The sequence below is a fragment of the Variovorax sp. R-27 genome (assembly GCF_049913215.1).
In the GTDB taxonomy this organism is placed as follows: Bacteria; Pseudomonadota; Gammaproteobacteria; order Burkholderiales; family Burkholderiaceae_C; genus Variovorax.
On record NZ_CP183984.1, the window covers coordinates 2356418 to 2368912 of the forward strand.

Annotated in this window: 15 protein-coding genes; 6 read left to right on the forward strand and 9 right to left on the reverse strand. The window is 67.8% G+C overall.

Features of this window, described 5'->3' with window-relative positions; all coding sequences use genetic code 11:
* The first annotated feature begins 114 nt into the window (after nt 1–114).
* Nucleotides 115–888, forward strand: a complete 774-nt coding sequence (locus ACN9MV_RS10900) for an IclR family transcriptional regulator (RefSeq protein WP_093059136.1) — start codon at nt 115–117, stop codon at nt 886–888.
* A 17-nt stretch (nt 889–905) separates the two neighbouring features.
* Here the strand turns inward: ACN9MV_RS10900 and ACN9MV_RS10905 are convergent, their stop codons facing one another.
* The 6 genes from ACN9MV_RS10905 to ACN9MV_RS10930 form a co-directional block, all read right to left on the reverse strand.
* Nucleotides 906–1673, reverse strand: a complete 768-nt coding sequence (locus ACN9MV_RS10905; RefSeq protein WP_093059137.1) for an alpha/beta fold hydrolase — start codon at nt 1671–1673, stop codon at nt 906–908.
* A gap of 34 nt (nt 1674–1707) precedes the next feature.
* Complete coding sequence (locus tag ACN9MV_RS10910; RefSeq protein ID WP_426392171.1) at nt 1708–2679, reverse strand: tripartite tricarboxylate transporter substrate binding protein; 972 nt, start codon at nt 2677–2679, stop codon at nt 1708–1710.
* 82 nt (nt 2680–2761) lie between these two features.
* On the reverse strand, nt 2762–3490 hold the full coding sequence (locus ACN9MV_RS10915) for an enoyl-CoA hydratase/isomerase family protein (protein ID WP_426392172.1): 729 nt from the start codon (nt 3488–3490) through the stop codon (nt 2762–2764).
* A complete protein-coding gene (locus ACN9MV_RS10920) occupies nt 3477–4664 on the reverse strand; it encodes an alpha/beta hydrolase family protein (protein WP_426392173.1) in 1188 nt (395 codons plus the stop codon). Before ACN9MV_RS10920 ends, ACN9MV_RS10915 begins: the two co-directional genes overlap by 14 nt.
* A gap of 172 nt (nt 4665–4836) precedes the next feature.
* Nucleotides 4837–6420, reverse strand: coding sequence for a class I adenylate-forming enzyme family protein (locus ACN9MV_RS10925; protein WP_426392175.1), 1584 nt, complete (start codon nt 6418–6420; stop codon nt 4837–4839).
* 34 nt (nt 6421–6454) lie between these two features.
* A complete protein-coding gene (locus tag ACN9MV_RS10930) occupies nt 6455–7276 on the reverse strand; it encodes an SDR family oxidoreductase (RefSeq protein WP_426392177.1) in 822 nt (273 codons plus the stop codon).
* Between the two features lie 171 nt (nt 7277–7447).
* On the opposite strand from ACN9MV_RS10930, the gene ACN9MV_RS10935 reads away from it, so the two are divergent.
* The 5 genes from ACN9MV_RS10935 to ACN9MV_RS10955 all read left to right on the forward strand — a co-directional run bounded on the left by ACN9MV_RS10935 (nt 7448) and on the right by ACN9MV_RS10955 (nt 10697).
* Entirely contained in the window at nt 7448–8128 is a 681-nt protein-coding gene (locus ACN9MV_RS10935) for a glutathione S-transferase family protein (protein WP_426392179.1), read from the forward strand.
* Nucleotides 8129–8258: 130 nt separating this feature from the next.
* Complete coding sequence (locus ACN9MV_RS10940) at nt 8259–8642, forward strand: response regulator (protein ID WP_093059150.1); 384 nt, start codon at nt 8259–8261, stop codon at nt 8640–8642.
* 123 nt (nt 8643–8765) lie between these two features.
* Nucleotides 8766–9698: an SDR family NAD(P)-dependent oxidoreductase gene (locus ACN9MV_RS10945; RefSeq protein ID WP_093078730.1), complete on the forward strand. Its 933-nt coding sequence runs from the start codon at nt 8766–8768 to the stop codon at nt 9696–9698.
* Nucleotides 9699–9802: 104 nt separating this feature from the next.
* Nucleotides 9803–10231, forward strand: a complete 429-nt coding sequence (locus tag ACN9MV_RS10950) for a nuclear transport factor 2 family protein (protein ID WP_426392181.1) — start codon at nt 9803–9805, stop codon at nt 10229–10231.
* Nucleotides 10221–10697: a MerR family transcriptional regulator gene (locus tag ACN9MV_RS10955; protein WP_093078727.1), complete on the forward strand. Its 477-nt coding sequence runs from the start codon at nt 10221–10223 to the stop codon at nt 10695–10697. The genes ACN9MV_RS10950 and ACN9MV_RS10955 overlap by 11 nt, the downstream gene beginning before the upstream one ends.
* On the opposite strand, the gene ACN9MV_RS10960 is transcribed toward ACN9MV_RS10955, so the two are convergent.
* The 3 genes from ACN9MV_RS10960 to ACN9MV_RS10970 all read right to left on the reverse strand — a co-directional run bounded on the left by ACN9MV_RS10960 (nt 10684) and on the right by ACN9MV_RS10970 (nt 12349).
* Nucleotides 10684–11043, reverse strand: coding sequence for an HPF/RaiA family ribosome-associated protein (locus ACN9MV_RS10960; RefSeq protein ID WP_093059157.1), 360 nt, complete (start codon nt 11041–11043; stop codon nt 10684–10686). The genes ACN9MV_RS10955 and ACN9MV_RS10960 overlap by 14 nt on opposite strands.
* A gap of 118 nt (nt 11044–11161) precedes the next feature.
* A complete protein-coding gene (locus tag ACN9MV_RS10965) occupies nt 11162–11590 on the reverse strand; it encodes a CBS domain-containing protein (protein WP_093059159.1) in 429 nt (142 codons plus the stop codon).
* Nucleotides 11591–11737: 147 nt separating this feature from the next.
* The gene (locus ACN9MV_RS10970; RefSeq protein WP_093059161.1) at nt 11738–12349 is read right to left on the reverse strand and encodes a cell envelope protein SmpA; all 612 of its coding nucleotides are present in this window, start codon (nt 12347–12349) and stop codon (nt 11738–11740) included.
* Nucleotides 12350–12495 lie beyond the last annotated feature (146 nt).

The following is a 12495-nucleotide window of genomic DNA, read 5'->3' on the forward strand; positions in this document are numbered from 1 at the left end:
TCGTCTCGCCGTTCGGCAAGAGTGGTGTCCGATAGACGGGGCGCCGCTATGGCTCCAGCGGGAATTGTTTTCTAATGACTCACTTCAAACCAGTCGTTTGTCCATCAATCGAACATGAAAACACCCTCCGATGCAGGCTCGCTGAAACGAGGCGTGGTGATTCTCAAATTGCTGGCCACCGCTGGCCCTCGCGGGTTGGCGCTGACCGAGCTGTCCGAGAAATCGCAGATCCCGCATCCATCGGTGCATCGCATCCTGGGGCAGCTGGCCGCGGAACGACTGGCGGTCTTCAACGATGAGCTCCGGCGCTACAAGCTCGGGCCCCTGGCATTCGAACTGGGTGTGGCCGGCTCGACCATGCACGACATCCGCGACCTGTGCGACCCTGCGATGGGCACGCTGGCGCAGGAGACGGGCGACACCGTCTACCTGGTCGTGCGCAGCAGCTTCGATGCGGTCTGCATGCACCGCCGCGAGGGGGCCTTTCCCGTCCGCGCGCTGGTGCTCGAGGTCGGCAGCCGGCGCCCGCTGGGCGTGGGCGCCGGCGGGCTCGCGATCCTGTCGGCCATCGACGACGAAGAGCGGGCCCACATCATCGAAAGGGTGGGGCCGAGCCTGGCGGCCTTCGGAAAGTTGTCGCCGCAGGATCTGGCGCAGGCCTGTTTGCAGACGCGCGCCATGGGCGCCGCGGTGATCCAGAACCGTGTGAGCCTGGGCGTCAAGGCGGTCGGCGTGCCCTTCAGGGATTCGATGGGGCAGGCCGTGGGCGCGCTGAGCGTTGCCGCCCTGTCGCAGCGGCTGAGCCAGCGGCGCATCGAGCAGGTGGCCGAGATGCTGCGCAGTGCCACGCAGTCGGTGGAGGTGCTGCTGCGCAAGCGCAAGACCTGAGGCGGCTGGCTGCTTCTTCAGCCGCCGCCGTGCTGCCGCAGGAAGGCTTCGACCCGCGTCACGAGATACGCCGGCGTTTCGAGCATCGGGTAGTGGCCGGCATTCGGCAGCGTCTCGATCTGCGCGTGCGGGTACATGCGGGGGAAGGTGGCTTGCACGAAGTCGGAAGACACGCCCCCGTCGTGCTCGCCCACCAGCACCATCAGCGGCGCGCGCAGCCCCGCAGCCCTGTCGGAGAAATCGGTTTTCGAGAATGCGCCGAAGTAGTCCTCGAAGGCGACGGGCTCGGAGGTGCTGCGCTGGTGGGCCAGGATCGAGCGGGCCAGTGCAGGCGTCAGGCGCGAGCCCAGCGAGCTCTCGATCACGCCGAGTGCCGCCTCGTCGCTCCTGCCCGCCGATGCGAACAGCGCCGCGACCTCCGCCGGCAGCGGCACGCCGGAAGCCGGCACCGGCGTCACGCACACGGCGGCCTGTATGCGGTCGGGCGCATCGATTGCCACTCGCTGCGCCACCATGCCGCCCATGGAATGGCCGAGCAGGCTGAAGCGCCCCCACCCCAGCCGGTCGGCGAGTTCGAGGCTGTCGGCGGCAATCTCCGCGATCGTGTGCTCGCCCCCGATGGCGCGGGAGGCGCCGTAACCGCGGTAGTCGGGAAAGGCATACGTGAAGGCTTTCCCGTCCAGCAGCGGATAGGTCGGCGCCCATACGCCGTGGTCGCCGAACCAGCCGTGCAGGACCATCACCCGCTGGGGGCCGCTGCCCCGGATTTCGTGGCCCAGAGTCATGTGCGTTCTCCTTTGCCCGTGCGGGCGTGCCGTGTCAGTCGATCTTGATGCCCGCGGTGCCGATCACCTTGGCCCACTTCGACGATTCGCTCGCGATGGTGCTCGCGAACTGGGCCGGTGTGCTGGCGACGGCCTCGACGGTCTGGTCGCTCAGCTGCCGGCGGACCTCGGGGTCGGCAAGCACTTTCTGCAGTTCGGAAGACAGCCGTTCGACGACCGCGCCCGGCGTGCCCGCGGGCGCATGCAGGCCGAACCAGAGTGCCGAGTCGAAGCCGGCGATGCCGGCTTCCGCAAAGGTCGGCACCTGCGGCAGGGCGGCAAGGCGATGCCGGCCGATGACCGCCAGCGCCTTGACCTTTTCGGCGGTGACCTGCGCCATCACCGGCGCTGCCGGCGTGAAGGCCAGGTCCACCCGGCCGGCCATGACGTCGGTCAGCGCCTGGGCGCCTCCCTTGTAGGGCACGTGCGTCAGGCGCACCTGGGCCGACTGGTTGAACAGCTCGCCGTAGAGGTGCGTGAAGGTGCCATTGCCCGAAGAGCCGTAGCTGAACTTGCCGGGCGCTTCGGACGCCGCGGCAACCAGTTCCTTGACCGTGCGGGCGGGCAGGTCGGCGCGCGCGATCAGCAGCGCGGGCGCTTCGGCGAGCAGCGTCACCGGCGTCAGGTCCTTGACGAAACTGAAGCGGAGATTCGGATACAGGCTGGGGTTGATGACATTCGCGGTGGTGCTCAGCAGCAGCGTGTGGCCATCGGGTGCGGCATGGGCCACGGCTTCGGCGGCGATGCTGCTGCCCGCGCCCGGCCGGTTCTCGACGATCACGGGCTGGCCCAGGGCCTGCCCCATGCGCGGCCCGAGGATGCGCACGATCAGGTCCCCGGTGCTTCCGGCGGGAAATCCGACAAGGATGCGGATCGGCTTTTCCGGGTAGGTGGCGGATGCGGCGGGCGCACATGCGCCCGCCAGCGCGAAGGCGGCCACGAGGGGCGCAAGAAATGAAAGTCGCATGGTGATGTCTCCTTTTTTGTTTTCCTTGCCGCGCCGCGCCGCGCCGCGCCGTGCCGTGCCGGCGCCGTGCCGGCGCCGCCGTTCAGCGCGAGCCCAGCACGTTGGCCAGCAGGCCCGCCCCGTAGAGCACTGCATTGGGTTCGTGGTGGCGCGGCGCGGTCGCCAGGAACTGCTTCACCGCTTGCACGGCCGGCACGGGGAAGGAAAGAAGGCGCTGCACCAGGGCATCGCCCTCGGCCTGCAGTCGACCGCTCTCGACGACCCGGCCCACGATTCCCGCAGCCAGCGCCTCGCGCGCGCCGATGGGCTCCGCGCCGAAGACCAGGTGCGCCAGCGCCTTGGCCGGCATGCGGTCCAGCAGCGGTGCCATGGCGATGCAGGGCGGAATGCCGCGTTCGAGTTCGCGCAGTGCGAAGCTGCTGTCTTCCTCGCACAGCGTGAGATCGCAGCGCGCGGCCAGCACCGTTCCGATGCCCCATGCCCGGCCCGCCACCATCCCGACCACCGGCGAGCGGCAGCGGCCGAACGCCTCGTAGAGCCTCTGGATCGGCCCCGCGTCGTCGCGCAGCACGTCGGCCGCATTGACCCCGGCACCGGGCGGCGGCGGCGCCATCTCGCGACCCAGGCAGAAGTCAGGGCCTTCGGCGCGCAGCACGATCACCCGGCTGTCGCGCGCGGCATCCAGCGCTTCGGCCAGCGCCAGCGCCATGGCGTTGGTGAGCCGGTTGCCGGCTTCCGGGCGCTGCAGCCGGATGGTGGCCACCTCGTCGCGCACATCGCAACCGATCCAGGAAGATTCAGGCGTGGTCATGGTGCGTCGTCTCCTGCAGGCGTTCGGCCATCCAGTCGCAGACCAGGCTCAGCGCGGGCTCCGGCCGGTCGAGGTTCACGTGGGCTGCACCGCCTTCTTCTTCGGTGAACACGCGCAACTGCTTGTGGCGCGAACTCACCGCCTCCAGCAGGCGCTGCGCTTCCGAAGGCGGCGCATGCCGGTCGTTGGCGCCGTGCACGATGAACAGGTCGCAGTCGATGCGGCCGGCCACGCCTTCGAGGCGGAAATCCTCCAGCTTGTGGAACGCGCTTTCCCAGTCGGGCACGCCGAGGATTCGCAGGATCTGCTTGCCGGTAGTGCCCAGTGGCGCGCTGTTGCCCAGCTGCGTGGCACCCTGGCCCGGCACGTAGCCGACGCGCCGGACCATGCAGGCATGCGTGTCGAAGACCGCGCCCATCACGGCGCAAGCCTTGATTCGCTTTTCGAACGCGACGGCGCGCGGTGCGTAGTAGCCGCCCCAGCTGGCCGCCACCATGCCGATGCGTGCAGGGTCCACGTCCTGGCGTTGCACGAGCCAGTCGACGCAGGCTGTCACCGGCTTCTCGAAATCGTGGCGAGCGGTCAGGCCATGCACGCGCAGCGCCGAGCCCTGGCCCGGCCCGTCGAAGGCGAGCGTGGCGATTCCGCGCCGCGCGAGATTCAACGCCACGTAGAACATCTCTTCCTTGTTGGCGTCCAGTCCATCGGACAGGAGCGCCACCGGCCCCGGGCCGCTGCGGCCCACGGCGGGCACCAGGTAGGCTGGGATCACGCTGCCCTCGAAAGGAATGTCGACCAGCTCGATGCCCGGGTCGCGGTTCCGCGCGAAGGTCTCGAAGCACGACAGGTGCTTGGCGTAGGAAAGTTCGGCGCGGGGGTCGTCAGGGTCCAGCAGCCCCTCGGCCCACTGGTGATAGACCGAGGCGCGCAACGAGAAATCGCTGGCGCTGACGCGATGGCCGCGCGACAGGGCGTCGGCGGCAGATTGCTCCAGCTGGCGCCCGAGCTCTCCCCACGCGCGATGCCAGGCCTCCACGTCGCCGGAAGGCTGTACCCGCGCCGCGTCTTTCAGGCGGGAGCAGGCCCAGTCGATTTCGCCGAACAGTCCGCCCGCGGCGATGGCGCGGAGCACGGCGAGAGACCAGCGGTAGTTTTCGGGGAAGTAGAAGAACATGGTTTTTCAGTGGGGCGGGCTGGCGCCCGGCGGTCCCGCGTCAGGTCGATGAATCGATCCATTGTTCGCGCACCCATCTCCCGAAACCATGGCTTTGTCCGATAGATGAACATGAGAATTGCCAACGCCTGCGTCTGGCGTTGCTCCGTCACCCGGTGGCCGGACCCGGTGCCTACCTTTCCCCGGACTCGAAGAGCGCCAGGTGGGCAGTGCGCAGCTGAAATTTCTGGATCTTGCCCGTCGGCGTCATCGGCATCCCGTCGACGAAGCGGATCGACTTGGGTACCTCGAACCGGCCGAGGCGCTCCTTGCAGAACGCCAGCAGTTCGTCTTCGCCGCACGAGCCGTCATTGCGGCGCAAGACCACGAACGCGGCGACCGCTTCGCCCCAATGTGGATGCGGCAGGCCCACCACGGCCGCGGCGCCGATGGCGGGGTGGGCGAGCAGCACGGCCTCCAGCTTGACGCTGGAAACGTTCTCCCCGCCGGTCTTGATCATGTCCTTCTTGCGGTCGAGAAACAGCATGTGCCCGTCGGCGTCGAGCATGCCGATGTCGCCGGTGTGGTGCCACCCGAAGCGGCGCGCCGCGGCGGTGGCCTCCGGGTCCTTGAGGTAGCCGAGAAAGACGTTGGGCCCGCGATGGACGATCTCGCCGACCTGGCCCGGCCCGAGCAGCCGGCCGTCGTCGTCCATGACGGCGGTCTCCACCCCCGCCACCGATACGCCCCAGCAGTTGCCGTCCTTGCCCGGGTGGTCACTCGCGCGGTAGACCATGGTCGGCGGGTACATCTCGGTCTGGCCGGTGCCCAGGCGCACGTCGGGGCATATGTCGCGCCGGATGTCCGCGAGCAGGTTCTTCGGCATCGGCGCCAGGCCGTACATGCACAGGCGCAGCGAAGAGAAGTCGGTTTGCGAGCGCTGGGGGTGCTTCATCAGCGCATCGAACATCATCGGCAGGCACGACAGCCAGGTGATGCGTTCGCGCCCGATGGCCGCCAGCATGGCCGCGGGATCGAAGCCGTTGGCGAGCCACAGCGTTGCGCCGACCATCAATGCGCCGGTGCTGATGGCGTGCTGGGCGCAATGGAACAGCGGCAGCACCGAGACGACGACATCGCGCTCGGTGGCCTCGAAGCTTTGCGCGCAGCTCAGCAGCGCGCCGTGGACCGAGCGGTGGGAATGCATCACGCCCTTCTGCTTTCCCGTGGTGCCGCTGGTGTACATGATGAGCGCGAGGTCATCGTCGCCTCGGGCAGTGGCCAGCGGCTGCGCCGGCGGGCGCGATGCCAGCGCGTCGAAATGCAGCGTGCCGGCGGTGGCCTGGTGTTGTGCGCCGATCACAACCGTCAGCAGGCCCAGGCGCTCGACCAGCGTGCGCAGTGGCGGCACTTCGAACAGCGCTGCATCGATGAAGACCGCGCTGGCTTCGGCGTGACTCAGCACATGCTCGATGGAGGCCGCATCGAGCTGCACATTGACCGGCACCCAGACGTTGCCCGACTTGTGGATGGCCTGGATGGCCGCGAGGTGCTCGATCGAATTGACGCACATCGTCGCGATGCGGCGATCGGCGAGTTCATGGTCGCGCAGTGCCTCGCCCACGCGCTCGCTCGCGGCATCGAGCGCTGCGAACGTGATCCGTCGGTCACCCTGGATGACTGCGATCTTCTCCGGATCTCGCCTAGCGCTACGCCGCACGACGTCTGCGAGCGAAATACGGGCGATGCTTGCGCGTTCGGCGTCGGCTGCTTGCATGCGTTGGTCTCCTTGGGGCGGCACGGCGGCCTGGTCACTGTTCCACGAAAAAGTCGATCAGCGGCTCGACGCCCGGCGTTACCAGGTAGGGCTCGAAGTCGGTGACGCCGGCATCGCGCAGCACCTGCTCGTCGATCAGCAGCTGGCCGGTGAGCTCGCGGCTCGGCCGGGTCAGGATGTGCCACGCGGCGTCCGCCATGATGGTCGGCAGGCGCGCCTGTCCCGCCACGTCGGGAGCCGCGATGCGCAGCGCGCTGGTGGCGATGACGGTGCGCGGCCACAGCGAGTTGCTCGCAATGCCGCGCCCGCGCAGCTCTTCGGCGAGGCCTCGGCTGAGCATGCTCATTGCGTACTTCGACGTGGTGTAGGCCGCATGGCGCGCGAACCACTTGGGGTTCATGTCCAGCGGTGGCGACAGGGTCAGGATGTGCGGGTTGGCCGCCTTTTCGAGATGCGGCAGGCAGGCCTGCGCGCACAGGTAGCTGCCCCGTGCGTTGATCTCGAACATCAGGTCGTAGCGCTTCATCGGCGTGCGCTCGACAGTCTCGAGGTGGATCGCGCTGGCGTTGTTGACCAGGATGTCGATGCCGCCGAAGCGCTCCACCGCCGCGTCGACTGCGCTGCGGACCTGGGCTTCGTCACGCACGTCGACCACCACCGCGAGGGCCCGTCCGCCGGCGGCGACGATTTCTTCGGCTGCGCTGTGGATCGTGCCGGGCAGGCGGGGGTCGGCCGTTGCCGTCTTGGCCGCAACCACGATGTTGGCGCCATCGCGCGCGGCCCTCAGGGCAATGGCCTTGCCGATGCCACGGCTGGCACCGGTGACGAAGAGGGTTTTCGATTTCAGGGACGGCATGGACACTCCGCAATCGCGATCGGCTATCGCAAGAGTCCGCAGGCTATTCGCCGGCGCGGAAGAAAACTTGCGCCGACTGGCTGCGCGCGTCGCAGCCAATCGACGCAAGGCGCCGCGGAATGTGCGTGCGACCATCGGCGCGGCAACTTCCGGCGTCGAGCCCTCCATCCGATGATCACGCTCTACCACTGCGCGAATGCACGTTCGTTCCGCGTTCTCTGGATGCTCGAGGAGCTCGGCGCTCCCTACCGGCTGGAGATGCTGCCGTTTCCGCCGCGGGTGCTGCATCGCGAGTACCTCAAGATCAACCCGCAGGGCACGGTGCCTCTGCTGGTCGATGGCGAAACGCGCATGACCGAGTCGGCGGCCATCTGCCAGTACCTGGCCAGCATCAACGCTCCCACCTCGCTGAACGTGGAGCGCGAGGAGGCCGGTTATGGGGACTACCTGAACTGGCTTCACTTCGGCGAGGCCTCGCTGACCTTTCCGCAGACCCTGGTGCTTCGCTACACGCTGCTGGAGCCGGAGGACCGCCGCCAGCCCCAGGCCGCGGAGGATTACGCCCAGTTCTTTTTCGTGCGCCTGCGGGCGCTCGAGAGGTTGCTGGAGGCGCAAGACTTCGCATGCGCCGGCCGGTTCACGGCGGCTGACATCTCGATCGGCTACGCGCTGCTGCTGGCCAGGGTGCTGGGCCATCACGAGCGCTTCGGCCCCGCGGTACAGCAGTATTGGAAGCGCCTGAGCTCGCGCGCAGGCTTCGAGCGCGCGATGGCGGTGCAGGACGCGGCGGCCGCCCGGCAGGGTATTCAGCAGTTGCCGACGCCCGGAACAGGGCTCGGCAGACGCCCATAGGCACGGAATGACCGACAGCGGCGCTGGCCGATGGCCTACAGGCATTGGCCTGCATGGCTCACCGCGCGTGGCCATGGGGCTGCGAGGATGCCTCCATGCACCGCGCAAGCACCGACCTCGCGACCTCCCCATGACTTTCAAGGCCTATCTAGTCGAGGACAGCCCCGTGATTCGCGAGAACCTCGTCGGATTCCTGGAAGACGTGACCGACGCCAAGGTGGTGGCCTCCGCCAGCACCGAGGAGGAGGCCGTGGCCTGGCTGCATCAGCACACCGGCGACTGGGACCTGACCATCGTCGACCTGTTCCTGCGGCGCGGCAACGGGCTGGGCGTGATCCGCGCCTGCCGCCACCGGGCGCCGCACCAGAAGGTGATCGTGCTGAGCAACTACGCCAACGCCGCCATGCGCGAGCGTTCGCGGCAACTGGGCGCCGACGCCTTCTTCGACAAGTCGGCCGAGCTCGACCAGCTGGTGGACTTTTGTGCGCAGGTGCGCGCGTCCCTTCCCGGCTGATGCAGGGTGACGCCGGCTGACGCGCGCATGACTGGGTCGTGCGCCTTTCTGGGGTAAAACGCCACGCTGCCGCTCTAGCGGCAACCGGACAACGGCAACTCCCCAGGAAAGCGACAGAGAGACATGAGCAACAGCAACAGCAGCAACATCGACTTCAAGGGCCGCGTGGCCATCGTGACCGGCGCGGGCGGCGGCCTGGGCCGCCAGCATGCATTGGCACTTGCGGCGCGTGGCGCCAAGGTGGTGGTCAACGACCTGGGCGGCGCGCGCGACGGCTCCGGTGGCTCGGTGAGCGCCGCGCAGGCGGTGGTCGACGAGATCAAGGCAGCCGGCGGCGAGGCCATTGCCAACAGCGCATCAGTGACCGACTTCGAGGCGGTGCAGGCCATGGTCAAGCAGGCGGTCGATGCCTGGGGCCGCGTCGACATCCTCGTCAACAACGCCGGCATCCTGCGCGACAAGAGCTTCGCCAAGATGGAACTGGCCGACTTCAAGCTGGTGGTCGACGTGCACCTGATGGGCGCCGTGAACTGCACCAAGGCCGTCTGGGCGCTCATGAACGAGCAGAAGTACGGCCGCATCGTGATGACCACCTCGTCCACCGGCCTGTACGGCAACTTCGGCCAGAGCAACTACGGCGCAGCCAAGCTCGCGCTGGTGGGCCTCATGCAAACGCTGAGCATCGAAGGCGCGAAGAACGACATCCGCGTGAACTGCCTGGCGCCCACCGCCGCCACCCGCATGACGGAGGACCTGTTCCCCAAGGAAATGCTCGAAGCCTTCCGCCCCGAGGCCGTGGTGCCCGCGATGCTGGTGCTGGCCGCGCAGGACGCGCCCAACCGCACCATCCTCTGCGCCGGCGCAGGCACCTTCGAGGCCGCGCACATCACGCTGACGCAGGGCGCCTGGCTGGGCATTGCCGCCGACACGCCCGAGCAGCTGGCGGCGCGCCTGTCGGAAGTGACCGAGCGCGAAGGCGAGGCCGTACCGCAGAGCGGCGCGGCGCAGGGCGCGAACGAAGTCGCCAAGGGCATGGCGAACGCGAAGAGGGGCTGACCGGCCCGCGTGTTCATGGCGCGCTTGACCTCGAGTGCACTCGAGCATTTCCAATGAATTCACCGGATGTCCGGTTCATTCATCGAATACAAGGAAATGCAGCCATGAACACGATCGACAACAAGGCCCTGGTCCAGCGCATCCACGACGAGCTGGACAAGGGCAACGGCCAGGTCTTCGTCGACAGCCTTGCCGACGACGCCAGCTGGAAGCTCGAAGGCTCCACCGCGTGGTCGCGCACCTACCGGGGCAAGAAGGCGATCCGCGAAGAGCTGCTGAACCCGCTCTTCGCGCAGTTCGCGGGGCCCTACGTGAGCAAGACCGAGCGCATCATTGCCGAGGGCGACCGGGTGGTGGTGCTGTTCAGCGGCGACGTGCCCACCAAGGCCGGCAAGCGCTACAACAACCGCTACTGCTACGTCTACCGACTCGAAGGAGGCAAGGTGAAAGAGCTGACCGAGTACTTCGACACCGCACTGGTCCAGGAGGCGCTGCAGGCGCCTTCGGCCACGGCGGCCGCCCATGCCGGCTGACACGGGCACGCCTTTTCACATCGGCGAGCTGGCCACGCGCACCGGCCGCACGGTGCACGCCATCCGCTGGTACGAAACGCAGGGCCTCGTGCCCGGCGTGGCGCGCGACGAGGGCGGCCGGCGCCTGTACGTCGAGCTGCACGTCGGCTGGCTCGACCTGATGGAGCGCTTGCGCCGCACCGGCATGTCGATTGCCGAGATGCGCGAATACACCGCGCTGGCGGTGCAGGGCAAGGTCACGCTGCGCCAGCGGCGCGACATGCTCGCGGCCCACCGCGAGCGCGTGACCGAGACCATCGCCGAGTGGAAGCGGGCGCTGTCGCTGGTCGACCGCAAGATCGACTTCTACGACGAGTGGATGGCCAGCGGCCACCGCCCGCCGCTTGTTCCTGCCGAGACGCCCAGCCTGAAGCCGCCGAAACGCGGCAGGCGCAGCGCTGCTGCTGCTGCGGCTACTCCGCGATAAAGCTCGGGTCGGTGCGGATCGAGCCGCGATCGCGGTGGTTGTGAAGGCGGCCCAGCGTGTTGTCCAGCAAACGCTTGAGCTTGTCGGCCGCGCCGCGGAAGGCCTCGTCGAGGCTGGCCGCGTGCTGTGTTACCGCCAGCGGCTGGTGGTGCGCCAGGCGCGCTTCCATCACGCAGCACTTGTCGCCGCCGCCGGTCTTGTCGTGGTTCTCGTCGCTCAGATGCACCTCGACGCGCGTCACGTCCTCGACGAAACGGCTCAGGTGCTGCTTGATCTCGGTGTCGGCCCAACGCTCCAGCGCGTCCTTGTTGGTGATGCCGTTGCTCGTGTTGACCTGAATCTGCATGCAATGTCCCTGCTGGATGGATGAATGAAAGCCCACTTTGCGCGCCGAAGCGCCGCGGTGCACGTAGGTCTGTTCCCTACCCATGTGCCGGGCAGGGTCCGCAATGCGGCGAGCCGGGTCAGCTCTGGATGTACGTGGTCAGCTGCTCGATGGTGGCCTCGTGGTCCGAGATGATGTCGTCCATCAGGTCTTGGATGGAGATCATGCCGACCACCTTGTCGCCGTCGACCACCGGCAGGTGGCGAAACTTGCGCTGGCTCATCAGCGTCATGCAGGCGCGCGTGCGGGTCTGCGGGGTGACGGTCATCACGTCGGGCGTCATGATCTCGCGCACCTTCACTTCCTTCGAGTTCTTGCCCTGCAGCGCAACCTTGCGGGTGTAGTCGCGTTCGGAGAGAAAGCCCACCAGCTTCTCGCCTTCCATCACCATCAGCGCGCCCACCTCGAAGCGGGCCAGGGTGGCCAGCGCGTCGAACACGCTGGTGTCGGGGGAGGTGCGCCATGCTGCGGAATCATGGCGCTTGAGCAGTTCGGAGACGGGTTTCATCGCGGGTAACTCCATCAAAGGGTTTTCGATTCGACCGACGCTCGGGCGCCGCACTCGGTCAAATCATAGGGGCGATAACTGCCCCCGCGATGCAAAACCCTCTAAGGGATTGCGCGTGTGTGCAAGGCACGCGCAATGCGAGAGAACTTAAGGTTGTTGCGCAGGCGCTGCCGCCAGCACGCGGCTCAACGCCACAGGGTCGCCCACCACCGCCTTCACGAGGCCCTTCTCGTCGAACTGCACCTGGAACTCCGACCAGCTGTCGCGCCAGTAGCGCCACACGGGTGCATCGAGGCTCGGGTTCTCGCTGGCCACCGGGTAGGCGATGGCCATCAGCACCTGCTCGCGCGTCATGCCGGGCATCACCTTGCCGGCGAGGATGGCGTCGCGGACTGCGGGCGGGAAGGCCGCCATCTTCTGCTTCGGGTCTTCGGTCACCACGTAGCGCTGCGCGAACGCGGGCAGCGGGATGTTGCGGCTGTAGTCGTTCTTGATGCGCTGCGGCTTGCCGGCGAGGTCCAGGTTGAACCAGCGGAAGTCGTAGGCCGTGATGCGCGCCGGCGTGCCCACCGCGACGATGCGCGTGCCCTGCTCGTCGTAGTTGATGTCGCTGATCGAGTCGCCGTAGGTGCGCATGTTGCAGCACAGGAAGCCGCTGACCAGCGGGCCGGGCGGCGGGGAGGGCCGCTGGGCATGGACGACGGACACGGGCACGACGGTGGCTGCCAGCAGGGCGGCAGCGGCAAGGCGCTTGAGCATGGATTTCCCTCGGAGTTGTTGGTATTGCTGCGGGGGCAGCGCGCGGATTCTAGGGTCGAACAAGCCGAAGGCGAAGGCACAATGCCCGGTTGCAGCTATCGAAAGCGTAGCAACAAGCTCCCGTTCAGGTTCCCGGTTCACAATGC

Coding starts and splice junctions, on each gene's coding strand:
- ACN9MV_RS10900 (WP_093059136.1), top strand. CDS start 115: ATGAAAACACCCTCCGATGCAGGCTCGCTGAAACGAGGCGTGGTGATT.
- ACN9MV_RS10905 (WP_093059137.1), bottom strand. CDS start 1,673: ATGACTCTGGGCCACGAAATCCGGGGCAGCGGCCCCCAGCGGGTGATG.
- ACN9MV_RS10910 (WP_426392171.1), bottom strand. CDS start 2,679: ATGCGACTTTCATTTCTTGCGCCCCTCGTGGCCGCCTTCGCGCTGGCG.
- ACN9MV_RS10915 (WP_426392172.1), bottom strand. CDS start 3,490: ATGACCACGCCTGAATCTTCCTGGATCGGTTGCGATGTGCGCGACGAG.
- ACN9MV_RS10920 (WP_426392173.1), bottom strand. CDS start 4,664: ATGTTCTTCTACTTCCCCGAAAACTACCGCTGGTCTCTCGCCGTGCTC.
- ACN9MV_RS10925 (WP_426392175.1), bottom strand. CDS start 6,420: ATGCAAGCAGCCGACGCCGAACGCGCAAGCATCGCCCGTATTTCGCTC.
- ACN9MV_RS10930 (WP_426392177.1), bottom strand. CDS start 7,276: ATGCCGTCCCTGAAATCGAAAACCCTCTTCGTCACCGGTGCCAGCCGT.
- ACN9MV_RS10935 (WP_426392179.1), top strand. CDS start 7,448: ATGATCACGCTCTACCACTGCGCGAATGCACGTTCGTTCCGCGTTCTC.
- ACN9MV_RS10940 (WP_093059150.1), top strand. CDS start 8,259: ATGACTTTCAAGGCCTATCTAGTCGAGGACAGCCCCGTGATTCGCGAG.
- ACN9MV_RS10945 (WP_093078730.1), top strand. CDS start 8,766: ATGAGCAACAGCAACAGCAGCAACATCGACTTCAAGGGCCGCGTGGCC.
- ACN9MV_RS10950 (WP_426392181.1), top strand. CDS start 9,803: ATGAACACGATCGACAACAAGGCCCTGGTCCAGCGCATCCACGACGAG.
- ACN9MV_RS10955 (WP_093078727.1), top strand. CDS start 10,221: ATGCCGGCTGACACGGGCACGCCTTTTCACATCGGCGAGCTGGCCACG.
- ACN9MV_RS10960 (WP_093059157.1), bottom strand. CDS start 11,043: ATGCAGATTCAGGTCAACACGAGCAACGGCATCACCAACAAGGACGCG.
- ACN9MV_RS10965 (WP_093059159.1), bottom strand. CDS start 11,590: ATGAAACCCGTCTCCGAACTGCTCAAGCGCCATGATTCCGCAGCATGG.
- ACN9MV_RS10970 (WP_093059161.1), bottom strand. CDS start 12,349: ATGCTCAAGCGCCTTGCCGCTGCCGCCCTGCTGGCAGCCACCGTCGTG.